At 74.3% G+C, this 23,532-nt stretch carries 16 protein-coding genes, 1 pseudogene and 1 riboswitch; of the genes and pseudogenes, 8 read left to right on the top strand and 9 right to left on the bottom strand.

The features are described 5' to 3' along the window. Positions 1–149 precede the first annotated feature (149 nt). The 4 genes and pseudogenes from ACRYR9_RS15210 to fdh form a co-directional block, all read right to left on the bottom strand. On the bottom strand, positions 150–1,043 hold the full coding sequence (locus ACRYR9_RS15210) for a formate/nitrite transporter family protein (protein WP_432494999.1): 894 nt from the start codon (positions 1,041–1,043) through the stop codon (positions 150–152). A gap of 19 nt (positions 1,044–1,062) precedes the next feature. Continuing rightward, positions 1,063–2,256: an NrfD/PsrC family molybdoenzyme membrane anchor subunit gene (gene nrfD / locus ACRYR9_RS15205; protein WP_432495001.1), complete on the bottom strand. Its 1,194-nt coding sequence runs from the start codon at positions 2,254–2,256 to the stop codon at positions 1,063–1,065. Beyond that, entirely contained in the window at positions 2,253–3,392 is a 1,140-nt protein-coding gene (locus tag ACRYR9_RS15200) for a 4Fe-4S dicluster domain-containing protein (protein WP_432495003.1), read from the bottom strand. Before ACRYR9_RS15200 ends, nrfD begins: the two co-directional genes overlap by 4 nt. 290 nt (positions 3,393–3,682) lie before the next feature. After that, a pseudogene (gene fdh, locus ACRYR9_RS15195) lies at positions 3,683–6,928 on the bottom strand (formate dehydrogenase); the annotation flags it as partial. Between the two features lie 111 nt (positions 6,929–7,039). Between fdh and ACRYR9_RS15190 the strand changes: the two are divergent. The 3 genes from ACRYR9_RS15190 (at position 7,040) to ACRYR9_RS15180 (ending at position 10,028) form a co-directional block, all read left to right on the top strand. After that, a complete protein-coding gene (locus tag ACRYR9_RS15190) occupies positions 7,040–7,867 on the top strand; it encodes an aldo/keto reductase (protein WP_432495066.1) in 828 nt (275 codons plus the stop codon). 104 nt (positions 7,868–7,971) lie between these two features. Next, on the top strand, positions 7,972–8,976 hold the full coding sequence (locus ACRYR9_RS15185) for a permease (RefSeq protein WP_432495005.1): 1,005 nt from the start codon (positions 7,972–7,974) through the stop codon (positions 8,974–8,976). Between the two features lie 80 nt (positions 8,977–9,056). Continuing rightward, on the top strand, positions 9,057–10,028 hold the full coding sequence (locus ACRYR9_RS15180) for a core-2/I-branching beta-1,6-N-acetylglucosaminyltransferase family protein (RefSeq protein WP_432495007.1): 972 nt from the start codon (positions 9,057–9,059) through the stop codon (positions 10,026–10,028). Positions 10,029–10,043: 15 nt separating this feature from the next. On the opposite strand, the gene ACRYR9_RS15175 is transcribed toward ACRYR9_RS15180, so the two are convergent. After that, a complete protein-coding gene (locus ACRYR9_RS15175; RefSeq protein ID WP_432495009.1) occupies positions 10,044–11,135 on the bottom strand; it encodes an arabinan endo-1,5-alpha-L-arabinosidase in 1,092 nt (363 codons plus the stop codon). A gap of 246 nt (positions 11,136–11,381) precedes the next feature. On the opposite strand from ACRYR9_RS15175, the gene ACRYR9_RS15170 reads away from it, so the two are divergent. Continuing rightward, positions 11,382–13,922 carry an alpha-L-arabinofuranosidase C-terminal domain-containing protein gene (locus tag ACRYR9_RS15170; RefSeq protein ID WP_432495011.1) on the top strand — a complete coding sequence of 847 codons (2,541 nt, stop codon included), beginning with the start codon at positions 11,382–11,384 and terminating at the stop codon, positions 13,920–13,922. Between the two features lie 58 nt (positions 13,923–13,980). Here the strand turns inward: ACRYR9_RS15170 and ACRYR9_RS15165 are convergent, their stop codons facing one another. Beyond that, the gene (locus tag ACRYR9_RS15165; RefSeq protein ID WP_432495013.1) at positions 13,981–14,796 is read right to left on the bottom strand and encodes an MBL fold metallo-hydrolase; all 816 of its coding nucleotides are present in this window, start codon (positions 14,794–14,796) and stop codon (positions 13,981–13,983) included. An 80-nt stretch (positions 14,797–14,876) separates the two neighbouring features. Between ACRYR9_RS15165 and ACRYR9_RS15160 the strand changes: the two genes are divergently transcribed. After that, the gene (locus ACRYR9_RS15160) at positions 14,877–15,428 is read left to right on the top strand and encodes a hypothetical protein (RefSeq protein ID WP_432495015.1); all 552 of its coding nucleotides are present in this window, start codon (positions 14,877–14,879) and stop codon (positions 15,426–15,428) included. A 21-nt stretch (positions 15,429–15,449) separates the two neighbouring features. On the opposite strand, the gene ACRYR9_RS15155 is transcribed toward ACRYR9_RS15160, so the two are convergent. Continuing rightward, positions 15,450–16,562: an SPFH domain-containing protein gene (locus ACRYR9_RS15155; protein ID WP_432495017.1), complete on the bottom strand. Its 1,113-nt coding sequence runs from the start codon at positions 16,560–16,562 to the stop codon at positions 15,450–15,452. Then, positions 16,562–17,056: an NfeD family protein gene (locus tag ACRYR9_RS15150; RefSeq protein WP_432495019.1), complete on the bottom strand. Its 495-nt coding sequence runs from the start codon at positions 17,054–17,056 to the stop codon at positions 16,562–16,564. Before ACRYR9_RS15150 ends, ACRYR9_RS15155 begins: the two co-directional genes overlap by 1 nt. 95 nt (positions 17,057–17,151) lie before the next feature. On the opposite strand from ACRYR9_RS15150, the gene ACRYR9_RS15145 reads away from it, so the two are divergent. After that, the gene (locus tag ACRYR9_RS15145; protein WP_432495021.1) at positions 17,152–18,555 is read left to right on the top strand and encodes a glucose-6-phosphate dehydrogenase; all 1,404 of its coding nucleotides are present in this window, start codon (positions 17,152–17,154) and stop codon (positions 18,553–18,555) included. A 13-nt stretch (positions 18,556–18,568) separates the two neighbouring features. On the opposite strand, the gene gcvP is transcribed toward ACRYR9_RS15145, so the two are convergent. After that, positions 18,569–21,472: an aminomethyl-transferring glycine dehydrogenase gene (gene gcvP / locus ACRYR9_RS15140; RefSeq protein ID WP_432495023.1), complete on the bottom strand. Its 2,904-nt coding sequence runs from the start codon at positions 21,470–21,472 to the stop codon at positions 18,569–18,571. 72 nt (positions 21,473–21,544) lie between these two features. After that, a riboswitch (glycine riboswitch) is annotated at positions 21,545–21,635 on the bottom strand. Positions 21,636–21,761: 126 nt separating this feature from the next. On the opposite strand from gcvP, the gene ACRYR9_RS15135 reads away from it, so the two are divergent. Both ACRYR9_RS15135 and ACRYR9_RS15130 read left to right on the top strand, forming a co-directional pair. Continuing rightward, entirely contained in the window at positions 21,762–22,559 is a 798-nt protein-coding gene (locus ACRYR9_RS15135) for a ParA family protein (RefSeq protein WP_432495025.1), read from the top strand. A 173-nt stretch (positions 22,560–22,732) separates the two neighbouring features. Further along, positions 22,733–23,473, top strand: coding sequence for an SMI1/KNR4 family protein (locus tag ACRYR9_RS15130; protein WP_432495027.1), 741 nt, complete (start codon positions 22,733–22,735; stop codon positions 23,471–23,473). The last annotated feature ends 59 nt before the right edge of the window (positions 23,474–23,532 follow it).

Below are 23,532 nucleotides of genomic sequence, written 5' to 3'. Positions count from 1 at the left end.
CCCCCCCCCCCCCCCCGCCCCCCCCCCCCCCCCCCCCCCCCCCCCCCCCCCCCCCCCCCCCCCCCCCCCCCCCCCCCCCCCCCCCCCCCCCCCCCCCCCCCCCCCCCCCCCCCCCGCAGGGTGTGGGGCCGGGGGCGTGTGGAGCCGGGTCAGGGGGCGTCGCGGCCGCTGCCGCGGGGGGCGCCGGCGGTGGCGGAGTCGTCGGAACCGCCGGCCGGCTCCGGGGCGTCCTGCGGGGTGCCGCGCAGGTACAGGAACCAGTAGGCGACCCCGACGAGCACCGCGCCGCCGATGGCGTTCCCGAGCCCGGCGAACAGCCAGTTGCTCAGGATGTCGCCCCAGCCGAGGCCCGGGGTCCCGGCCCAGTACGCGGCGGGCAGGAAGAACATGTTGGCGACGACGTGGTCGAACCCGAGGGCCACGAACGCGGTGATGGGGAAGAAGATCGCCAGGATCTTCCCGGAGATGTCCTCCGCCGCCAGCGACATCCACACCGCCAGGCAGACCAGCCAGTTGCAGCCGATGGCGCGCAGGAACACTTCGAGGTTGCTCTCGGCGAGAGCCTTGCCGGACGCGATGGACGACAGCCGCTCGAACGTCGCGGCGGCCGTGGTGCCGTCCTCGGCGCCGGGGCCGCCGATCACCCCGGTCTGCACCGCGAGGAAGTAGGCCACGAACAGCGAGCCCACCAGGTTCCCGGCCAGCACCAGGCCCCAGTTGCGGGCCAGGCGCCCCCAGGTCGCCTTGCGCCGCATGAGCGCCATCGGCACCAGCGCCATGTTCCCGGTGAGCAGTTCGGAGCCGGCGATGAGGACGAGGATCAGGCCCAGGCTGAACACCGCGCCGGTCACCAGGGTGATGGCTCCGCCCCAGATGGCCCGGTCCATGCCGGCGCTGACGTCGACGGCCAGCAGGCCCGCGATGCCGATGTAGGCACCGGCGAGGAAGCCGCCGACGAGGAGCTTGCCGACGCTCAGGTGCGCTTTCTTCTCCCCCGCCGCCACGGCGGCGACGGCGATCTGGTCGGGTGACTTGAACGCCACGGTCCCTCCCGGGGTGGTGCTAGGTGCGGGTCTCCGGGGCGCTGTCCTGCTGCGCGCCCCCGTCCTCGGCGCGGTGGTCCTGCTGCTCGCGCGCGGTGCGGTCCCGCAGGCGCTCGCGCTGGGGGACGACGACGTACTTGGGGTCCTTCGTGGAGGCCACCCCGGCCTCGAAGACGGCCACGCGCGTCAGCAGGGACCCGGCCAGCAGGCTGGCACCCGCGGCGGCGGACAGCAGGCGCGAGCGGCGGCCCAGGACCGCGCCCGCGGCACCGGCGAGGGTCAGTGCGCGGGCGGTCTTCAGGAACCTGCCGGGACGCCCGGTGTGGAACGGCTCGCTGACGAGGCCGTGCCCGTTCTCCATCCGGTGCGCAGCGGTCAGTTCCAGACCGGCGCCGATCACGGCGACGGTGCGGGCGGTGCCGGTCTGCGCCAGGGGTGCCAGCAGCATCCCGGCGCCGGCACCGCTGGCCAGGGCGCTGCCGGCGAACACGAACGGCAGTTCCCGGTAGGGCTCGTGCCAGCTCGGCACCGCGGTGTCGGCGAACAGCACCGCGGTGTAGGTGGCCAGCAGCGGGGCGGTCAGGGCGGCTCCCGCGCCGGCGACGGCACCGGCGGGACCGGCGACCCAGCGCACCGGGCGGAACAGCCCCCGGCGCGGCAGCAGCGGGGCGAACTCCGAGACGGCCGCGGCCCCGGCCAGGGGCCCGTACGCGGACAGGATCCAGGTGCCCACCGACATCGGCGAGGTGGGCTTGGCCACGCGCAGCATGTTGTAGAAGCGCTCGGGCCGGCCCAGGTCGGCGATGAGGAAGTACGCGCTGGCGCCCACGGCTCCCAGCGCCGTCAGGCGCAGCCCGCGACGGGCGGCGACGTCCCCGCGCAGCGTGGCGACCGCACCCAGCATGGAGGACCCCGCGGCCAGGCCACCGGTGAAGAGGTAGTAGGCGATCTCGTGCGTCCACACCGGCGGCTTGAGCACGGCGCGGCCGTAGTAGGAGCGGAACTCCGCCTCGGGGACGACGGCGTTGACGTCACCCCGGCGGCGCTTGCCGCCCCCCTCGCGCCGGCGCCCCATGCCGGCGCTCCACATGCGCGCCGCCTGCCCGCCGACCGGGTCGGTGCCGGGGCGGTCGGGCTGGCCGGCCTGGTGCGGGGTGACCTGGGAGGGCCGCGGGTCCGGCTGCAGGCCCTTCACCTGCGGCTGCTCGCTCATCGCCGCCCCACCGCCGCCGCGACGACGCCCAGGACCATCGCCCCGGCGGCGACCGCCATGTGCTTGTACATCGAGGGCAGGTCGCGGGTGGTGACCACGGGGTCCGGCGGCAGCCCGTACACCTCCGGCTCGTCCAGCAGCAGGAAGAACGCGCCGTCGCCGCCGACGCCGTCGTCCGGGTCGTGGCCGTACAGGCGTGCCTCGGTGACACCCACGTCGTGCAGCTGCTGCCGGCGCCGTTCGGCCCGCTCGCGCAGCTCGTCGAGGTCGCCGTACTGGATGGACTCCGTCGGGCACGCCTTCGCGCAGGCCGGGGTGTCCCCCTCGCCGAGGCGGTCGTAGCACAGGGTGCACTTCCAGGCCCGGCCGTCGGACTCGCGCTTGTCGATGACGCCGTAGGGGCAGGCGGACACGCAGTACCCGCAGCCGTTGCAGATGTCCTCCTGCACCACCACGGTGCCGAACTCCGTGCGGAACAGCGATCCCGTGGGGCACACGTCCAGGCAGGCGGCGTGCGTGCAGTGCTTGCAGACGTTGGACATCATCAGCCAGCGCATCGACTGCCGGCCGTCGCGGTCGGGCAGCGCGGCGGGCGCCAGCATCCCCGGCATGCCGAGGAACTGCTCGCCCTGCTCCGCGGTCCCGGAGGCCCTCGTGGTGGCGGACGCCTGGGCGCCGCAACCGCAACCGCCGCCCGACCCGCAGCCGCCGGAGGCGTCCGCGGCGGCGTCCGCCAGGGGCTGGCCGCCGGGGACGCCCGTCCCCAGGCGCGACGCCTCGTCGAACACGTCGACGCCGGCGGCGACGGTGTCCTGCTGCAGCTGCTCCGCGCTGCGGCCGGTGGCCGCGGAGGAGAACGGAGCCGTCTGGTTCCCCACCGGGCGGGACTGCTCGATGAAGGCGACCGCGCGCCAGGAGTCCGCCCCGAGCCCACCGGTGTTGTCGTAGGACATGCCGAGCAGGTCGATGCCGTCCTCCGGCACCGCGTTCCACTCCTTGCACGCCACTTCGCAGGCCTTGCAGCCGATGCACACCGAGGTGTCGGTGAAGAACCCCTTGCGCGGTGGCGGGTCGACGTACCCCGCGTCGCGGGCAGGGTCCTCCAGTCGCCCGGACAGGCTGTTCGCCGAGACCACTAGCTCTCCCTCCCCTGTTCCCCGCCGTCGCCGGCGCCGTCCCCGTCAGCGCGGTCCGCCCGGTCGGCACGGTCCTCGCCGGCACTGCGGGCGGCCGCGCGCGGGCCGTCCCCCAGCACCAGGGTGCGGCCGTCGACGCCCTCCTGCTGCGGCTGCCCCGGCCGGGAGCGGATGTCGTGCCGCACCGACAGCACCTTCTCGATGAGCTCGGGGTGCTCCCCCGTGCCCGCGGGCGTGCCGCCGGCCACGGCCTGCTCGCCGCGGTCCATCCGGCCGTCCAGGTACTGCTGGGTGACCGCGACGCTGCCGGTGGCCATCGTGACCCCGCCGCGCACGCGGTACTCGTCGACGAGGTCGAGCGCCCCGCGCCCCTGGGGCCGGCGGCCGGGGCGCACGTCGCACGTGCCGGCCTTGAACTCCTGGATGTGGACGTTGGGGTCGACCGTCATGTGCGCCAGGTCGTTGACGACGTCACCGGTCGTCAGCCCTCCCGAGCCCCAGTGGTACGGCAGCCAGATCTGGTGCACCACGCGGTCCTGCACCTTCAGCGGGGCCAGGCGGTCGGTCACCATGACGCGCGCCTCCACCACGGCCCGCGCGGTGATGACGTGCGCCCACCCCAGGTGCTGCAGGCCGCGCTCGGCCGCCAGTTCCGGGGAGACCTCCATGAACAGCGCGGGCTGCAGCTCCGACAGGTAGGGCAGGAACCGGCTCATGCCGCCGGCCGTGTGGTGCTCGGTGAGGCGCGAGGTCGTCCACACGTACGGGAACACGTCGTCGCCCGGCTCCGGCGGGCTCGGGTGCACCTCGTTGAGGTGGTTGGTGTAGATGACCCGTGCCGGGTTCTGCTGCTGGGTGTAGACGGTGTTGCGGAACGGCGACTCGGCGGGCTCGTAGTGCGCCGGCAGCGGGCCGTCGACGACGCCCTTGGGCGCGTACAGCCAGCCCTTGCCGTCGGACTGCATGACGAAGGGGTCGTCGCCGGCGAGGGCCTCCACGCCCGTGGCACCCTCCGGGGGCCGGTAGGAGGGCGCCTTGGTGGCCTCGAAGTCGGGGACGTCGTCGCCGACCCACTTCCCGGCCGCCTCGTCCCACCAGACGAGCGCCTTGCGCTCGCTCCACGGCTTGCCGTCGGGGTCGGCCGAAGCGCGGTTGTACAGCACGCGCCGGTTCATCGGCCACGCCCAGCCCCACTCGGGCGCGTGCAGCGACTGCTCGCGCCCGGGCTTGCGGCGGGCGGCCTGGTTGACGCCCTCGGCGTACACGCCGGAGTAGATCCAGCAGCCGCTGGAGGTGCTGCCGTCGGCCTTGAGCGAGGTGTACCCGGGCAGCAGCTCACCGCTGGTGACGTCGTAGCCGTTGATCTCCTTGAGCACGGCGTGGGCGTCGGGCTCGTCGCGCTCGCCGTGCACCGGGTAGTCCCAGGTCATGTCGAACAGGAGGCGGTCGCGCGGGTCGGTGGAGCCGGCCAGCTTCTCCCGCATGCGCCGGCCCAGGTGGTAGAAGAACCACAGCTCGCTGCGCGCGTCGCCCGGGGACTCCACGGCCTTCTCGCGCCACTGCAGCAGCCGCTGCGTCTGCGTGAAGGTGCCCTCCTTCTCCACGTGGGTGGCGGCGGGCAGGAAGAACACCTCGGTGCGGCACTGCTCCGGCACGATCTCGCCGGTGCCGACCTCCGGGGAGTCCTTCCAGAAGGTGGCGCTCTCGATCATCACGAGGTCGCGCACGACGAGCCAGTCCAGGTTGGCCATGCCCAGGCGCTGGGCGCGGCCGTTGGCCGAGCCGACCGCGGGGTTCTGGCCGAGCAGGAAGTACCCGAAGATCTTCCCGCCGGCGATCATGTCCATGACCTGGCCGTAGGTGCCGTGGTCGCCGTTGATGCGAGGCAGGTCGTCGAAGTGGTAGTCGTTCTCCGCGGTGGCGCTGTCCCCGAAGTACGCTTTCAGGAGGCTGACCGTGTAGGCGTCCGCGTTGCCCCAGAACCCCTTCTGGTTCTTGCCCTTGATGCTGTCCACGTAGGTCTGCAGGTCCGGGTGCCGCTCGGCGTGCGGCATCTGCAGGTAGCCGGGCAGCAGGTTGTAGAGCGTGGGGATGTCCGTGGAACCCTGGATGCTGGCGTGGCCGCGCAGGGCCATGATCCCGCCCCCGGGGCGGCCCATGTTCCCCAGGAGCAGCTGCAGGATCGCGCCGGTGCGGATGTACTGCACACCGGTGCCGCGCTGGGTCCAGCCGACGCTGTAGACCAGCGCGCCGGTCCTCTCGCGGCCGGAGTTGGAGATCCACGCCTCGGCGACGTCGTCGAAGACGTCGGTGGGCACGCCGCACACCTCGGCGACCATCTCCGGGGTGTAGCGGGCGAAGTGGCGCTTGAGGATCTGCCACACCGTGCGCGGGTGCTGCAGCGTCTCGTCGCGCTGGATCTGCTGGTGGTCGACGGGCGCACCGCCGGACCCCATGGACTGGCCGGTCTCGCTGTCGGAGGAGCGGTTGGTCTCCTCCTCCTCCTCGCCGTGCTCCTCGGAACCGGCGTACTGCCAGGAGTCGGTGTCGTACGAGCGGGTCTCGGGGTCGAACCCGGAGAACAGCCCGTCGAGGTCCTCGGGCCCCTGGAAGTCCTCGCTGACGATCCACGAGGCGTTCGTGTAGTTCAGGACGTACTCGCGGAAGTCCCGCTCCTGCGTCAGGACGCGGTTGATGATCGCCCCGAGGAGGACGATGTCCGTGCCGCTGCGGATGGGGACGTAGGTGTCCGCGAGCGCGCTGGTGCGCGTGAACCGGGGGTCGATGTGGATGACCTTGGCCCCGCGCGCCTTGGCCTCCATCACCCACTGGAACCCGACCGGGTGGCACTCGGCCATGTTCGAGCCCTGGATGACGATGACGTCGGCGTTGCTCAGGTCCTGCAGGTCACCGGTGGCCCCACCGCGACCGAACGAGGCACCCAGACCGGGCACCGTGGCGGAGTGTCAAATGCGGGCCTGGTTCTCCACCTGGATGGCACCCATCGCGGTGAAGAGCTTCTTGATGAGGTAGTTCTCCTCGTTGTCCAGCGTGGCGCCACCCAGGCTGGCGATCCCCATCGTGCGGTTGAGCTTGTTGCCGTGGTCGTCGGCGTCCTGCCACCCGCGACGGCGTGCCTCGATCACCCGGTCGGTGATCATGTCCATCGCGGTGTCGAGGTCGAGGTCGGTCCAGTCGGTGGCGAAGGGGGCCCGGTAGCGGACCTTCGTCTGACGGGAGTCGCCGTTGACGAGCTGCTCGCTGGCGGCGCCCTTGGGGCAGAGCCGACCGCGCGAGTGCGGACTGTCGGGGTCGCCCTCGATCGCGGTCACCCGCTCGTCCTTCACGTAGACGCGCTGGCCGCAGCCGACGGCGCAGTACGGGCAGACCGACTTCGCCACCCGGTCGGCCGTCGCGGTGCGCGGCGTCAGCGTCGCGGACCGCTTCGACTGCGACGCGGCACCGCGTCCCAGCGGATCGTCGCCCGTGAGCTGCCGGTAGACCGGCCAGCCCTCGATGAAGGTCTTCAACCCCATGGCCCGGACCATACGGCAGGTTCCGGTGGCGGGCACGTGCAACGGGGCCCAGCGTGTTGCGCGACAGGTCAGGCAGACGGAGGAGGAGTTCCCGTGGCAGTGCCCACGATCATGCTCAACGACGGCCGTGAGATCCCCCAGCTGGGCTTCGGCGTCTACCAGATCGAGCCGGACGAGACCGCGTCGGCGGTGCGCCGCGCCCTGGAGGTCGGCTACCGCCACGTCGACACCGCCGAGATGTACGGCAACGAGGCGGGTGTCGGCCAGGGCGTGCGCGACGCCGGCCTCGACCGCGCCGACGTCTGGATCACCAGCAAGCTGAACAACGGCTTCCACGAGCCGGACGACGCCCGCCGCGCGATCGACGACTCGCTGGCGGCGCTGGGGACCGACTACCTGGACCTCTTCCTCATCCACTGGCCGCTGCCCACCCGGTACGGCGGGGACTTCGTCTCCACCTGGCGGGTGCTGGAGGAGGCGCGCGCCGACGGCCGGCTGCGCTCGATCGGGGTGTCCAACTTCCAGCCGCACCACCTGCAGCGGCTGCTGGACGAGACGACCGTCGTGCCGGCGGTCAACCAGGTCGAGGTGCACCCGTACTTCACCAACGACGAGGTCCGCCGCGCCGGTGCGCAGCACCAGATCGCGGTGGAGGCCTGGTCGCCCATCGCCCAGGGCGCCGTCCTCGGCGACCCGGTCATCACGGAGATCGCGCAGCGGTACGGCAAGAGCCCCGCGCAGGTCGTGCTGCGCTGGCACGTGGAGCGCGGCGACATCGTCTTCCCCAAGTCGACGACACCGGCGCGCATCGAGGAGAACTTCGCCCTGTTCGACTTCGAGCTGTCGGGCGAGGACGTGGTCGCGATCGGCGCCCTGGACAAGGGCGAGGAGGGCCGCACCGGCCCGAACCCGGACACGTTCGACTACGTGCCCGGCTGATCCACCTGCACGCTCCGCCGGGGCGGCCGCCGCGCTGCGGTGCGGCGGCCGCCCCGGTGCGTGCAGCACGCGCACGCCCGCGGGCACCGACGAGAGGAGCCCTCGTGGCCGTCCCCGGAACCCCCGCCCCCGCTCGCGGACCGGGCCGGGCCGCCGTGCTGGGCGTGCTGGTGTTCGCCGCGCTCGCGGCCGGCCTGCTGCTGTGGTCGAAGTGGTCGCCGTACGCGGCGCGCACGGTGGAGCTGGCGGGCACGCGCGCCTGGGCGGGGACCTCCGTCGTCGCGGTGTGGAAGGCGATGGTGGCCGGTCTCGTCATCGCCGCGGCCGTGCAGACGCTCGTGCCGCGGCGCTGGCTGCTGGGCCTGCTGCAGCGGCGCCGCAGCACCTCCAGCGCGCTGGTCGGCGGGCTGCTGGCCACGCCGTCGATGATGTGCACCTGCTGCACGGCACCGGTGGCCTCGGCCCTGCGCCGCAGCGGCGCCCCGACCGCGGGGGTGGTGGCCTACTGGCTGGGCAACCCGCTGCTGAACCCGGCGGTGCTGGTGTTCCTGCTGCTGGTGGCGCCCTGGCAGTGGGCCGCGGTGCGGCTGGCCGTGGGACTGCTCGTGGTGGTGGCCGGCAGCGCCCTGGTGGCGCGGCTGGCCGGCGACCGGGTCCCGGCCGACGCCGCGCAGGTGGTCACCGCCGCCGCGGACGGTCCCGGGCCCCGCGGCTTCCCCCGCGCGCTGGCCCGCACGGCACTGCTCGTGGTCCCGGAGTACCTCGTCGTGGTGTTCGCGGTGGGCGCGTTCAGCGGCTGGCTCTTCCCGCTCGGCCAGGACGCCCGCCCGTGGGGGGTCCTGGCCGCGCTGGTGGCCGTGGTGCTCGGCACGCTGCTGGTGATCCCCACGGCCGGGGAGGTGCCGCTGGCTCAGGGCCTGGCCGTCGCCGGCTTCGGCAGCGCCGTGGTCGGCGCCCTGGTGGTGGTGCTCCCGGCGGTGAGCCTGCCGTCGGCGGTCATGGTGGCGCGCGCGCTGCGGGTGCCGGTGGTGCTGTGGACGCTGGCGGTCGTGGTGGCCGGCGGGTTGCTGGGGGCGCTGCTGCTGACGCTGCTGACGAGCCGGGGGTGACGCCCTCCCCCGCACGGCGCCCGGTGGTGACCTCGGCGAACCGCTGGACCACCGCGAGCTCAGGCCGCACACTCCCTGTCGTGCCTGCAGCCGCCCCGACGCCCCGGGCGACGTCCTTCGCCTACGTCGTCCTCGCGCACACCGATCCGCGACGGGTGCTCGCCGCGGTGCAGCGCATCCAGGAGCTCTCACCCGGCGCCCGGGTGCTGGTCCGGCACACCCGGGGCAGCGGGTTCCTGCCGGCGCGCGAACTGGCGGCGGCCGGTGCGCAGGAGCTGCACAGCCGCCTGCGGGTCGGCTGGGGCACGTGGTCGCTGACGGCCGCGGTCCTGGAGGCGCTGCGCACGGCGGAGGAGCGCTGGCAGCCCCGGGCCACGGTCGTGGTCTCAGGGCAGGACCACCCGGTGCGCGACCTGCGCCGGTGGGAGGAGGGGATCCTCGAGCGCGGCACCGACGCGCTGCTGCGCCCGGACCCGCGCGACTACGTCGAGCGGTACCGCGACTGCTGGCACGAGGTGCCGGGTGGCGAACTGCTCCCACCGCGCTGGGTGGGGAGCGTGGCGCGCCTGAGCGAGCGGGCCGGCGACCTCGTGGGCGGACCCCGGTTGCGCCTGGCGGGGGGGCGCACCCTGGTGCTGGGGCACCGTCGCGGCCCCGGTTGCCCCGCGGCGCCCGAGGGGATGGTCTACCGCAAGGGGTCCTTGTGGATGACGCTGTCGGCGCGCGCGGTGCAGCACCTGCTGGCCGCCGAGCAGGACCGGGCGGTGCAGCGGTACTTCGCCTCCACGCTGGTCCCGGACGAGTCGTTCGCGCACAGCGTCCTGGGCGCCCTGCCGGGGCTGCTCGTCGAGGCGGGACCCACGAGCTGGCCGTTCTTCCCCCCGGGCGGTGGCGCACACCCGCGGAGCGTGGTGCTCTCCGACCTCGAGGCCGTGCGCGACTCGGGCGCGGCGTTCACCCGCAAGGTCGTCAGCCCCGTCAGCGACGCCTTCGTCCACGCGGTCGACGCCCTGGTGGACGCCGACCGCGCGGCGGCGGGGTGCCCGGGCTGAACCGCCCGGGCGGTCTCACGACGCCGGTGCGCCGTCACCGGGCCCGTAGCTGAAGTAGGGCCAGCCGCCGCGCCACTCCACCTCGCGGATCTGCATGCGGATGGTGCCGCCGGTGGCGGCGTCGTAGTAGTGGTGCACGGCGTAGGTGCGACCGCGGTCGTTGAGAACGTCGAGGGCGCCGGTGCCGACCTGGTTCCCGCGGGAGCCCAGCAGCAGGGTGCCGCCGCCGTCGGTCATGGCCTTGCCCTCGCGGTCCACGAACGGGCCGGTGGGGCTCTTCGAGCGGCCGACGACGGTCTTGTAGGTGCTGTTCACGCCCTGGCAGCAGAAGTCCCAGGAGACGGTGAGGTACCAGTAGCCGCCGCGCTTGAAGACCTGCGGGTTCTCGATGGCGTTCGGCGGATCGACCGGGTTGCTGGCCAGGTCGATGACGGGCCCGGTGGGGGTGAACATGTCCGCCATCCGCTGGATCTTCACCCCGGTCCAGAAGGAGCCGAAGGCGATGTACCACTGGCCCCCGTCGGAGAAGACCTGCGGGTCGATGGCGTTGTAGTCGTCGTCGGTGTCCGAGCGCAGCACGGGGCCGTGGTCGACCCAGCTGTCCAGGTCGCCGGGGGTGCGGGTGGTGGCCACGCCGATGGCGGAGTTGTTGGAGCCGAACGAGGACGCCGCGTAGTACAGGTAGAAGGTGTTCCCGCGCTGCACGACGTGCGGGGCCCAGAGGTGGCCGACGCCGTACGCCTTCGTCCACTCCGGCAGCTCGATGGCCCCGACCGACTCCCACGGCCCGGCCAGGTCGGTGGCCTTGCGCACGAAGATCCCGCCGGGGTCCTCGGGGTTCGCCACGCCGGTGGAGAAGACGTAGTAGGTGCCGCGGTCGCTGAAGAGCGTGGGGTCGTGCGCGGGGTCGTCCACGAGCCCGGGCACGTAGTCGCCGGTGTCCCCGGTCATGGGCAGCTTGCCGCTGGGCGGCGGGCCGTGGTGCCCGGCGGCGTTCGCGGTCGCGCCGCCGGCCAGCAGGCACAGGGCTGCGGCGGCCGCGGCGAGGGAGGTGCGGCGACGGCGCCGCGCGGGCACCGTCTCGTCGCCGGTGGTGGATCGGGGCACGGGTTTCCTCCTGCTCGTCGTCGAGCGCACCCGAGCGGGTGCCGGGTGCAGCATGCCCCCCGACTACAACGTTGCACAAGTCCGCTCCGGGACACTTGACCCCGTCGCTGTGCGCTACCTAAGTTGAACGGCACGCCACTGGCGACCCGAGGCGCGCACCGCTGCGCGCGGACCGCCACGCGCCCCCCACCCGTTGCGGTGCAGCACGTCCGTGTCGCGGACGGCACCGGTCCCGGAAGGATCCCCGTGCCCACCTCCCCCTCGCGCGCAGCCCTGGTCCTGGCCGCCGCCGCGCTGCTCGTCCCGCTGTGCGCCGTGCCCGCCCAGGCGGCCCAGGCGGCCCAGGAACCCACCCACACGATCACCGTGGACCCCGCCGTGAGCGGCCCGGAGATCGGCGAGAGCATGTACGGGGTGTTCTTCGAGGACATCAACAACTCCGCCGACGGAGGCCTGTACGCCGAACTGGTCCGCAACCGCTCCTTCGAGTTCTCCGCCGCCGACCGCGAGGGCTGGAACGGCCTGACGGGGTGGACGCCCAGCGCCGTCGGCGGCGGTCGCGGCACCGCGAGCACCGCCGACGACGCCGGCCGCCTGAACGAGCGCAACCGCACGTACCTGCGCCTGGACCTGGCCAGCGGAACCCGGGGCACCTACGGCGTGACGAACGCCGGGTTCAGCGACGGCACGGCGGTGCGGGCCGGTGAGCTGTACGACGTGTCGGTGTGGGCCCGCAGCGACGCGACCGGCGGCACGCCGCTGACGGTGACGCTGACCGGGGACGACGGCCGGGCGCTGTCCGGGCAGTTCCGGGTCCAGGTGCGCGGGGACGGGTGGCGCCAGTACCGCGGCACCGTCCGGGCCCGCAGCACCACCGACAGCGCCCGCCTGACGGTGCAGGCCGCCGGGTCCGGCACGCTGCGCCTGGACATGGTCTCGGCCTTCCCCCGCGACACCTTCATGGACCGCCCCAACGGGCTGCGCGAAGACCTGGCCGAGAAGATCGCGGCCCTGGAGCCGGGCTTCGTGCGCTTCCCCGGCGGCTGCATCGTGAACACCGGCAGCCACGAGGGCTACGACGCGGCCTCCGGCTGGGAGCGGGAACGCTCCTACCAGTGGAAGGACACCGTCGGTCCCGTGGAGGAGCGCGCGACCAACGCCAACTTCTGGGGCTACAACCAGTCCTACGGGCTGGGCTACTACGAGTACTTCCAGTTCGCCGAGGACGTCGGCGCGATGCCGTTGCCGGTGGTGCCGGCCCTGCTCACCGGTTGCGGGCAGAACCAGGCCACCGACGACCCCGAGCTGCTGCAGCGCCACGTGCAGGACACCTTGGACCTCATCGAGTTCGCCAACGGTCCTGCCACCTCCACCTGGGGTCGGGTCCGCGCCGAGATGGGTCACCCCGAGCCGTTCGGCCTGACCCACCTCGGCATCGGCAACGAGGAGAACCTGCCCGGGGAGTACGCGGAGAACTTCACGGTCTTCCGCGACGCGATAGCGGCGGCCCACCCGGAGATCACGCTCATCTACAACTCCGGCCCCGACGACACCGGTGCGGTGTTCGACGCCCACTGGGCCAACGCCCGGCGCCTGGGCGTGGAGCTCGTCGACGAGCACTACTACAACAGCCCCGCCTGGTTCCTGCGCAACAACGACCGCTACGACTCCTACGACCGCAGCGGCCCGGGGGTCTTCCTCGGCGAGTACGCCTCCCTGGACAACCGGCTCGCCAACGCCCTTGCCGAGGCGTCCTACATGACCGGCCTGGAGCGCAACGCGGACGTCGTGGAGATGGCTTCCTACGCGCCGCTGCTCGCCGACGTCGACGAGGCCCAGTGGCGGCCGGACATGATCTGGTTCGACGGCGACGAGTCGTGGGGCTCGGCCAGCTACGAGGTGCAGAAGCTCTTCATGACCAACGTCGGCGACCGCGTCGTGCCGAGCACCGCCACCGGCGGCGTGGTGCCCGCCGAGCCGATCGCCGGCGGGATCGGGCTGTCCACGTGGCGCACCGCCGCCCGCTACGACGACGTGCGCGTCACCACCCCCGACGGGCGGACCCTGTTCTCCGACGACTTCTCCGGCGGTGCCGGGCGGTGGTCCCCGGTGACGGGGACGGGCACCTGGGCGGTGACGGACGGCGCCTACGCGCAGACCGACACCACGGTCGAGAACACCCTGGTGCGCACCTCCGACCTGGGCGCCACCGACTACGACGTGACGCTGAAGGCGACGAAGACCGCCGGTGACGAGGGCTTCCTCGTCGGCTTCGGCGTGCAGGGCAGCGGTGACTACTACTGGTGGAACCTCGGAGGCTGGAACGGCACCCAGGGGGCGGTGGAGAAGGCCACCGGCGGTGCGAAGGAGGCGCTGCTGCTGAAGCCGGGCACCATCGAGACCGGCCGCACCTACGACCTGCGCATCGAGGTGCGCGGCACCACCGCCACGATGTTCCTGGACGGCCAGGAGTGGGGGTCGATCACCGACGACGCCGCTGCGCAGGAGTTCTCGCAGGTCGTCACCCGCGACGAGGCCACCGGCGAGCTGATCGTCAAGGTCGTCAACAACGGCGACGAGCCGGCCCGCACCCGGGTGGACCTGGGGACCGGGGACGTGCGGCCCACCGCCGAGATGACCGTCATCACCGGTGACCCGGCCGCGGAGAACACCCGTGAGTCGCAGCCCGTGCAGCCGGTCACCAGCACCGTGCACGGCATCGAGCGGGTCTTCACCCGCGACTTCCCGGCGCACTCGGTGACGTTCCTGCGCATCGCCACCCGCTGAGGCGCGGCCGGTGTCGCCCGCCACCGGGACGGGGGCGGGCGGCACCGGCACGGGCGGGTCAGCGGGCGGGGAAGACCGCCGTCTGCCCGCGCGCCACGTACCGCACGACGTCCCCCAGCCCGCGGCGCTCCACCTCGTCGCGGAAGTGGGACAGCGGCGAGCGGAAGAGGCGGTAGTCGTCCACGTGCACGGGGACGGCGTGCACCGGCTCGACGACCTGGAGCAGGTCGGCGCCCTGCACGCCGTCCATCGTGACCACCAGGCCACCGGGCAGGGTGGTGCCCCCCAGGTGCAGCACGGCCAGGTCCACCTCGGGGTAGCGCAGGGGGATCTCCCGCAGCTCGAGGACGTTCAGGGTGTCCCCGGACACGTACAGGGTGAACTCGGCGCGCGCGCCGGCCGGGCCGAACTCCCACACGCTGCCCATCACCGGGGGCAGCAGCCGCTGCCACGGCTCCGGTGCGTGCCGGCCGGGTGCCGCCGTCACCCGCACCTGCACCCCGTCGCGCACCAGCGTGCGCGAGTCCCACGTGCCCAGCCCGGTGACGTCGGTGAAGCCGTGGCGGCCGGCCAGGCGCCGGCGGGCGTGCGGTGTCGTCAGCAGCGGTACGTCGTGCGGCAGGCCGCGGCGGGCGACGCGGTCGAAGTGGTCGCCGTGCAGGTGCGAGAGCACGACGGCGTCCAGGCGCGGCAGGTCCGCCACGCCCAGCGCGGGCTCGGTGAGCCGCTTCGCGACCAGCCCCTTGCCGAGGTACGCGCGCTGCCCCCGGTGCAGGAAGTTCGGGTCGGTCAGCAGCGTCAGCCCGCCGTAGCGCACGAGCGTCGTCGCGGTGCCGACGAAGGTCAAGGACAACTGCCGGTCGCTGGGCTCCACCTCCCTCCCCTACCCCACCGACGGCGGCGGGAACCGCCCGGGGGCGGTTTCTCCTCGCCCGCCGCGGGTAGTGCACCGGCGTGGACGACGAGCGCACCCCCCCGCCGGACCGGCAGCACCTGCTGGCCATCTACCTCAACGACCACCTCGCCGGGGCCACGGCAGGCCGCGCCCGGTTCGCCCGCGCGGCGCGCAGCCACCGCGGCACCGACGCCGGCCAGGCGCTGGGACGCCTGACCGCGGAGGTCGACGAGGACCGGCGCACGCTCACCCGCCTCATGCGGACGCTGGGGGTCGAGCCCGACCGCCGCCTGCAGGCGCTGGGCCGGGCCGGGGAGGCGCTGGGGACGCTGAAGACCAACGGGCGCCTGCTGCGCCGTTCGCCGCTGAGCTCCGTGGTCGAGCTGGAGATGCTCACCCTGGGGGTGCAGGGCAAGGGGGCGCTGTGGCGCTCGCTGCGGGAGCTCGCGCTGAGCGACCCGCGACTGGACGCCGAGGAGCTGCAGGAGCTCGTGCACCGCGCCGACCGGCAGGCCGCCGAGCTGGAGTCGCTGCGGCGCACCGCCGTGGTCGAGGCGCTGGGGTCCGGCCGCACCGGCGGGCAGACCGCGGTGCCGCCGCAGGCCGGCTGAGCAACGCATCGCCCGGGGCGCTCACCCCTCCTGCCGTGGCACCTCGCCGCTCCCGCTGACCCTGCGGGTGGCGCCCTCGGCGTCGCGGGTGGCGCCGGCGGCCTCGGCCCGGGCGCGGTTCAGCGCCTCCGCGGGGTCCTCGAGCACGGGCTCCTCGAAACCGGCCGGCGGCGCGTCGCCCTCGCGCCGGCGCCGGGGTGCGGCACCGTCCTGACCACCGCCCGCGCCGGCCTGCGCACCGTCCCCGGATCCACCGCCGTGCGCGTTGAACATCGCCCCGAACCCCTTCAGGGCGTCGTTGAGCTCGCTGGGCACGATCCACAGCTTGTTCGCGTCGCCGCGCGCGATCTGCGGCAGCGTCTGCAGGTACTGGTAGGCCAGCAGCTTGGGGTCGGGGTCGCCGCGGTGGATGGCGTCGAAGACCTGGGTGATGGCGCGCGCCTCGCCCTGCGCGCGCAGGATCGCGGCCTGCGCCGACCCCTCCGCGCGCAGGATCTGGGACTGCTTCTCCCCCTCGGCGGTGAGGATCTGCGACTGCTTGAACCCCTCGGCGTTGAGGATGGCCGCGCGCCGGTCGCGCTCGGCGCGCATCTGCTTCTCCATGGAGTCCTGCACGCTGGCGGGCGGGTCGATGGCCTTCAGCTCCACGCGGTTCACGCGGATCCCCCAGCGCCCGGTGGCGTCGTCCAGCACCCCGCGCAGCTGGCCGTTGATCTGGTCGCGGCTGGTGAGGGTCTGCTCCAGGTCCAGCGAGCCGACCACGTTGCGCAGCGTGGTGACGGTGAGCTGCTCGATCGCCTGGATGTAGTCGGCGATCTCGTACGTGGCGGCCTTGGGGTCGGTGGGCTGGTAGTAGATGACGGTGTCGATGCTCACGACGAGGTTGTCGGAGGTGATGACGGTCTGCGGGGGGAAGGAGACCACCTGCTCGCGCAGGTCCACGGTCGCGCGGACCTTGTCGATGAACGGCACCAGGAAGTGCAGGCCGGCGTCCAGCGAGCGCGAGTAGCGACCCAGGCGTTCCACGATGACGGCGGAGGCCTGCGGCACGATGCGGATGGTGCGGACGATCACCGCCACCGCGAACAGGACGACCAGGACCAGGACGACCAGGGTCACGACGGTGTCCACCATCAGGGGTTCTCCTCGGGTTGCTGAAGCGCCCCGCCGTCGGCGGGGCCGACCACGGCGGTGGCGCCGTCGATCGCGGTGACGACGACGTCCTCGCCCTCGGCGAACGCCCGGCCCGGCGCCGAGCGGGCCGACCACGTCTCGCCGGCGAGCTTGACCAGGCCGCCGCGGACGGTCACCTCGTGCAGGACCAGCGCGGGGCGGCCCACGAGGGCCGCGGCGTTCGTGGTGCCCGTCGGGGGCATCCGCAGCCGGCGCAGCAGGACGGGGCGGATGGTGCCGATCAGCAGCCCGGCGACGGCGGCGGCCACGAGCACCTGGCCCACGAAGCCCAGGCCCAGCGCGTCGGCCAGGGCACCGGCCAGCGCGCCGCCGGCCAGCATCGCGAAGACCAGGTCGATCGCGGTGATCTCCAGGATGCCCAGGACGAGCGCGGCGGCGATCCACAGCAGCCAGCTGCGCTCGAGCAGCTCCTCCAGGAACCCCACGGCGATCACCCCCGGCCCGATCCTAGGGGTGCCCCGGCGCGCGCGGGGGAGCCCCGGCTGGTGTGCTGGGGCCCGGACGCGACCCGCACGAGAGGAGAGCAGCCGTGACCGCTCAGTTCGTCGTCCTCGGCGCGACCGGGGACCTGACCGCCCGCTACCTGCTGCCCGCCCTGGCTCAGATCGCCCCGCTGCACCCCGAGGGGGTGCGCCTGGTGGGCGTCGCGCAGGACGACCTCGACGAGGACGCCTTCCGCGAGCACGTGCGGCGGGCGCTGGCCGAGGGTGCCGGTGACGCGCCGCAGGAGGTGCGCGAGGGCCTGTCCGGCACCGCGGCGTACGTCCACGGGGACGTCACCGACCCGGCGGTGCTGCGCGCCGCCCTGCAGCGCGCCGGGGACGGCGAGCCGGTGGTGGTGTACCTGGCGCTGCCGCACGTGCTGTTCGAGCGGGTCGTCGCCGCGCTCGGGGAGTGCGAGCTGCCCGGGCACGCCCGCGTCGTCGTGGAGAAGCCGTTCGGCGAGGACCTCGAGGGCGCCCGCCGCCTGAACGCGGCGCTGGGGCGGGTGGTGCCGGAGGACCGCACGTTCCGGGTGGACCACTTCCTGGCCAAGCAGACCGTCCTGAACGTGCTGGGCCTGCGGTTCGCCAACCGGATCTTCGAGTCGGTGTGGAACCGCACCCACGTGGAGTCCGTCGACGTCGTCTTCGACGAGACCGTGGACGCGCAGTCCCGCGCCAGCTACTACGACCGCTCCGGCGCGCTGCGGGACATGGTGCAGAACCACCTGCTGCAGCTGCTGGCGTACGTGGCGATGGAACCGCCGCAGTCGATGAGCCCGGCGGACCTCAGCGCCCGCAAGGTCGACGTGCTGCGCGCGGTGCGCACCCTCGACGAGGACGAGGTGACCCGCTCCACCGCCCGCGGGCGGTACACCGCCGGCGTCGTGGACGGCCGGCACGGCCGGCACGAGGTCGCCGCGTACACCGACGCCGAAGGGGTGGACGCCGCGCGCGGCACCGAGACGTACGCCGAGGTCGTGCTGCACGTGGACACCTGGCGCTGGGCGGGCGTGCCGTTCCGGTTGCGCACCGGCAAGGCCCTGGGCGCGGACCGCCGCGAGGTCGTCATCCGCTTCGCCGAGGTGCCGCACGCGGTGTTCGCCGGGCCGAAGCCGCACCGCAACGAGCTGCGCCTGCAGCTGGACCCCGACCGGGTCTCGCTGCGCTTCGACCTCAACGGCGCCGGCGACCCGTTCGAGCTGGAGGGCGTCGAGATGGGCGCCGACCTGGCCCGGCAGGAACCCGGTCCCTACGGGCAGCTGCTGCTGGCCGTGCTGGCCGGGGACACCCGGCTGTCGGCGCACGCCGCGGAGGCCGAGGAGGGCTGGCGCATCGTCGAGCCGGTCCTGGCCGCCTGGCAGCGCGGGGCCGCGCCGCTGCGCGAGTACCCCGCCGGCAGCGACGGCCCCGCCGGCCCGCCCACCCTCGCCGGGACGGACGGGCGCTGAACCGGGCCGCCGCTCAGCCCTCGGCGAGCTCCTCCAGCGGCGGGCAGGAGCACACCAGGTTGCGGTCGCCGGCGGCGCCGTCGACGCGGCGCACCGGCGGCCAGTACTTCGCGCGGGGGTCCAGCCCGTTCGGGTAGACGGCCTCGGCGCGGGTGTACGGGTGGCTCCACTCCCCCACGAGGGACGCGGCGGTGTGCGGAGCGTGCCGCAGCGGGGAGTCGGCCACCGCCCAGCGGCCCTCCTCGATCTCGCGGACCTCGTCGGCGATGGCGAGCATCGCGTCGCAGAACCTGTCGACCTCGGCGAGGTCCTCGCTCTCGGTGGGCTCGACCATGAGGGTTCCCGCGACGGGGAACGACATCGTCGGGGCGTGGAACCCGAAGTCGATGAGCCGCTTGGCGACGTCCTCCACCGTCACCCCGGTGGCCGCCGTCATCGGCCGCAGGTCCAGGACGCACTCGTGGGCCACCAGGCCGCCGGGCCCGCGGTACAGCACCGGGAACGCCTCGGACAGCCGGGCGGCGACGTGGTTGGCGCTGAGCACGGCCTGCACCGTGGCGGCGCGCAGCCCCTCGGCTCCCATGAGCCGCACGTACGCCCAGGAGATCGGCAGGATCCCGGCGGAGCCGAACGGGGCGGAGGACACCATGCCGACGCGCTCGGGATCGGCGTCCGGGGAGGTGGCGGGCAGGAACCGCGCCAGGTGGGCGCGCACCGCGACCGGCCCGACGCCGGGTCCGCCACCGCCGTGCGGGACGCAGAACGTCTTGTGCAGGTTCAGGTGGGAGACGTCCGCGCCGAACCGGCCGGGACGGGCCAGGCCGACGAGCGCGTTGAGGTTCGCGCCGTCGACGTACACCTGCCCGCCGGCGCCGTGCACCAGGGCGCACACCTCGCGGATCGACTCCTCGTACACCCCGTGGGTGGAGGGGTACGTCACCATGATCGCCGCGAGGTCGGCGGCGTGCTCGGCGACCTTGGCGCGCAGGTCGCCCAGGTCGACGTTCCCGTCCTCGTCGCAGGCCACGACGACGACGCGCAGGCCGGCCATGACGGCGCTGGCGGCGTTGGTGCCGTGCGCGGAGCTCGGGATCAGGCAGACGGTGCGGTGCTCCTCGCCGCGCGAGCGGTGGTGGGCGCGGATCGCGAGCAGCCCGGCGAACTCGCCCTGCGATCCGGCGTTGGGCTGCAGGGACACCGCGTCGTAGCCGGTGAGCTCCGCCAGCCAGCGCTCCAGGTCGGCGACGAGCTGCGCGGTGCCGGCGAGCTGGTCGGCGGGCGCGTACGGGTGCAGGTCGGCGAACTCCGGCCAGGACATCGGTTCCAGCTCGGTGGTGGCGTTGAGCTTCATGGTGCACGAGCCCAGCGGGATCATCCCGCGGTCCAGGGCGTAGTCGGCGTCGGAGAGCCGGCGCAGGTAGCGCAGCATCGCCGTCTCCGAGCGGTGCTGCGAGAACACCGGGTGCGTCAGGAACGGCGAGGTCCGCAGCAGCGCGGCGGGCAGGGCGTGGGCCGGGGCCTGCTCGAGGGGCCGCAGCCCGAAACCGGCCAGCGCCGCGGCCACCTGCTGCGGCCCGGTGGTCTCGTCGCAGGTCAGGCCGACGTGGTCGTCGTCGACCAGGCGCAGGTTCACCCCCGCCCGCAGGGCGGCGGCCACCACGTCGCGCGCGCGGCCGGGCACGTGGGCCAGGACGGTGTCGAAGAACTCCCCGTGCACGACCTCCACCCCGCCGGCGCGCAGCGAGGCGGCCAGGTGGGCGGCGGTGCCGGCGACCTGCGCGGCGATCGAGCGCAGCCCCTCGGGGCCGTGGTGCACGGCGTAGCAGCCGGCCACCACCGCCAGCAGGACCTGGGCGGTGCAGATGTTGCTGGTGGCGCGGTCGCGGCGGATGTGCTGCTCGCGCGTCTGCAGGGCCAGGCGGTAGGCGGGTGCCCCGTCGGCGTCCTTCGAGACGCCCACGAGGCGTCCGGGCAGGTTGCGCTCCAGCCCCTTGCGCACGGCCACGTACGCCGCGTGCGGCCCCCCGGCGAACATCGGCACGCCGAAGCGCTGGGAGGAACCCACGGCGACGTCGACGCCGAACTCGCCCGGTGCGCGCAGCAGCGCCAGGGCGAGCAGGTCCGCGGCGGCCACGGCCACCGCACCGCGCTCCTTGGCCGCGCTCACGACGCCCGCCAGGTCGCGCACCCGCCCGCTGGTGCCCGGGTACTGCACGAGCAGCCCGAACAGCGCCCGCTCCCCCAGCACCGCCAGCGGGTCGGCGGCGTCCAGGTCCACGCTCACCAGTTCGATGCCCAGCGGGACCGCACGGGTGCGCAGCACCGCCAGGGTCTGCGGCAGCACGTCGGCGTCGACGGCGAACACCGCACCGGCGGGCGCCCTGGAGACGCGGCGGGCCAGGGTCATCGCCTCGGCGGCGGCGGTGCCCTCGTCGAGCAGGGAGGCGTTCGCCACGTCCAGGCCGGTCAGGTCGGCCACCGCGGTCTGGAAGTTCAGCAGCGCCTCCAGCCGGCCCTGGGAGATCTCCGGCTGGTAGGGCGTGTACGCCGTGTACCAGGCGGGGTCCTCCAGGACGTTGCGCCGCACCACCGCGGGGGTGCGGGTGCCGTGGTAGCCCAGGCCGATCATCGAGGGGACCACGCGGTTGCGCGCCGCCAGCTCGCGCAGGGCCGAGGTGACCGACGCCTCGTCCAGCGCCGGCGGCAGGTCCAGGGCGCCGGGCTGCTCCAGGATGCCGGCGGGCACGGCGCGCGCGACGAGCTCCTGGGGGGAGGGCAGACCGACGGTGGCGAGCATGCGGGCGGCCTGGGCGGCGTCGGGGCCGATGTGCCGGCCGGTGAAGGGCGGCGGCGCGCTCGCGCCGAGGGTGGGAACGGCGGGCGCGGTACCGGTGGGGACGGGTGCGGTGGCGGTCACGGGGGCTCCGGGGGTCGCGGCGGTCGGGACGCCCCCGTCTGTCGGCCCGCGCGGCGGGACCTCCAGAGCGGCCTGTCCCCCGCGGTCCTTCCGCCTGAGAGGTTCCGGGGATGTTGCCCCTTCGGCGCCCCGGCCGGACCGGGGTCTCTCCCGCGCGGGATGCGCAGCCAGCTTCCGGGGTCACTGTAGGCCACCGGTGCTCCCGGTGCGCTGGTGCGCAGGACCGCGCGAGGACCGATCCCGCTGCGGGGCGGGCGGTCCGGGCCGCGCGGACCGGTATCCTCTCGCGATGATCACCGTGACCGTCTGCAGCGCGAAGGGTGGCGTGGGCAAGACGTCGGTGACCCTGGGCCTGGCCTCCGCCGCCCTGCACCGCTCCCTCAGCACCCTCGTCGTCGACCTCGACCCCCAGGCCGACGCGACCTCCGGGCTGGACGTGACCGCGCAGCGCGCGCACGACGTGGCCGCGGTGCTGCGCACCCCCAAGCGCCGCGTGGCGGAGTCCGCGGTGGCCCCCAGCGGGTGGGTGGACGACCACCCCGGGCTGCTCGACGTGGTGAGCGGCTCGGCCGCCTCCGCCGGGCTGGACGCGCCCGACCCCCAGGAGGCCGACCTGGAGGGCCTGCGGCGCGCGCTGCGCAAGCTCGACGACCACCAGCTCGCCCTGCTGGACTGCCCGCCGTCGCTGGGCGGGCTGACCCGCTCGGCCTGGCGCGCCAGCGACGCCGTCGTCGTGGTCTCCGACGCCAGCCGCTTCTCGGTGGCCGCGGTGGGCCGCACGCTGGACGAGATCGCGGCGCTGCGCTCGGGGCCCCGGGTGGCCGGCGTCCTGGTGAACCGGTACTCCCCCCGCTCGGGCGAGCAGCGCTTCCGCCTGGAGGAGCTGCGCTCGCTGTTCGGCGACCTGGTCCTGGAACCGCTGCCCGACCGGGTGGCCGTGCCGCAGTCGCAGGGAGCGGGCAAGCCGCTGCACGCGCTGCGCCCCGTGGCGGCACGGCGAGTGGCCGAGCAGTTCGACCGCCTGCTGGACGTGGTCCTCGACCAGCGGGCCCGGCCCCGGACCCGCCCCTCTGGTCACGGAGGGTGAATTCGGGGACACTCAGCAGGGCAGGGGTTGCCGCAGCAGCGCCGACGTGCGTGCTGCCCCGTCCGCCTCTACCGTGCGATCACGGTGCGCGCCAGCGGTTCCGGCCGCACCGCCCAGTTCCACCCAGTTCCACCCAGCACCACCCCGCTCCGCCGCGGGTCCGAGGAGGTTCCGTGACGCCCAGCTCCCCCGTCAACCGCCACCGCTTGGTGCGCGCAGCCCGGACCGCCCCCGCAGCGGCGACGCCCGCCACGGCGATCCCGCACCCCGCACCACCACCGCTGCCCCCCGTCCCGCAACGCACCACCGCGAGCGAACCGGCGCGCCACCCCGACGGGCAGGGCACCGACGTCACCCGCGTGCTGCAGCTGATCGACGTGCTGCGCGCGCGGTGGGCGCGTGCCGGTGCGGACATCGCCACTCGCCTGCGCCCCGGCGTGGACGAGGCCGCGCTGGACGCGGTCGAGCGTCAGCTGGGGCTGCTCGTGCCGCGCGGCGCGCGCGCGTGGTGGCGCTGCGTCGACGGGGTGGAGCCGGTGCGCACCCGCTACCGGACCAGCTCCCCCACCGTCGGCCCCGGCGGGTGGGTGCCGCTGCGCCTGGAGGACGCGGTGCGCCGGGCGACCGGCCAGGGACCCGGCCCCGGCGCCCCGCCCGGGCTGCTGCCGGTGTTCGCCCGTGACGAGGAACTGCTGGCGGTGCGGCTGGGGTCGTCCAGCGCCCACGTGGAGCAGCTCGTGCTCGCCGAGGACGGCGAGTCCTACCAGCACTCCTGGCGGGTGCCCCTGGAGGTGCTGCTGTCCACGTGGGCCGACGCGCTGCTCGCGGCGGTGCTGTGGCTGCCCGACAGCCACGACTGGGTCGTCGACCCCTTCGCGCGCCAGGCCCTGCCCAACGCGCACCTGCTCGACTGATCCCGATCGGCGGGTCCCGCCGCACGACGTGACGGCGCCCCCGGCCGCAGGGCCGGGGG

This window comes from Kineococcus auxinigenes (assembly GCF_050871525.1).
Classification (GTDB): domain Bacteria; phylum Actinomycetota; class Actinomycetes; order Actinomycetales; family Kineococcaceae; genus Kineococcus.
This window is presented reverse-complemented; position numbering and strand designations above follow the sequence as displayed.

Coding starts and splice junctions, on each gene's coding strand:
- nrfD (WP_432495001.1), bottom strand. CDS start 2,256: ATGAGCGAGCAGCCGCAGGTGAAGGGCCTGCAGCCGGACCCGCGGCCC.
- ACRYR9_RS15190 (WP_432495066.1), top strand. CDS start 7,040: ATGCTCAACGACGGCCGTGAGATCCCCCAGCTGGGCTTCGGCGTCTAC.
- ACRYR9_RS15155 (WP_432495017.1), bottom strand. CDS start 16,562: ATGGTGGACACCGTCGTGACCCTGGTCGTCCTGGTCCTGGTCGTCCTG.
- ACRYR9_RS15135 (WP_432495025.1), top strand. CDS start 21,762: ATGATCACCGTGACCGTCTGCAGCGCGAAGGGTGGCGTGGGCAAGACG.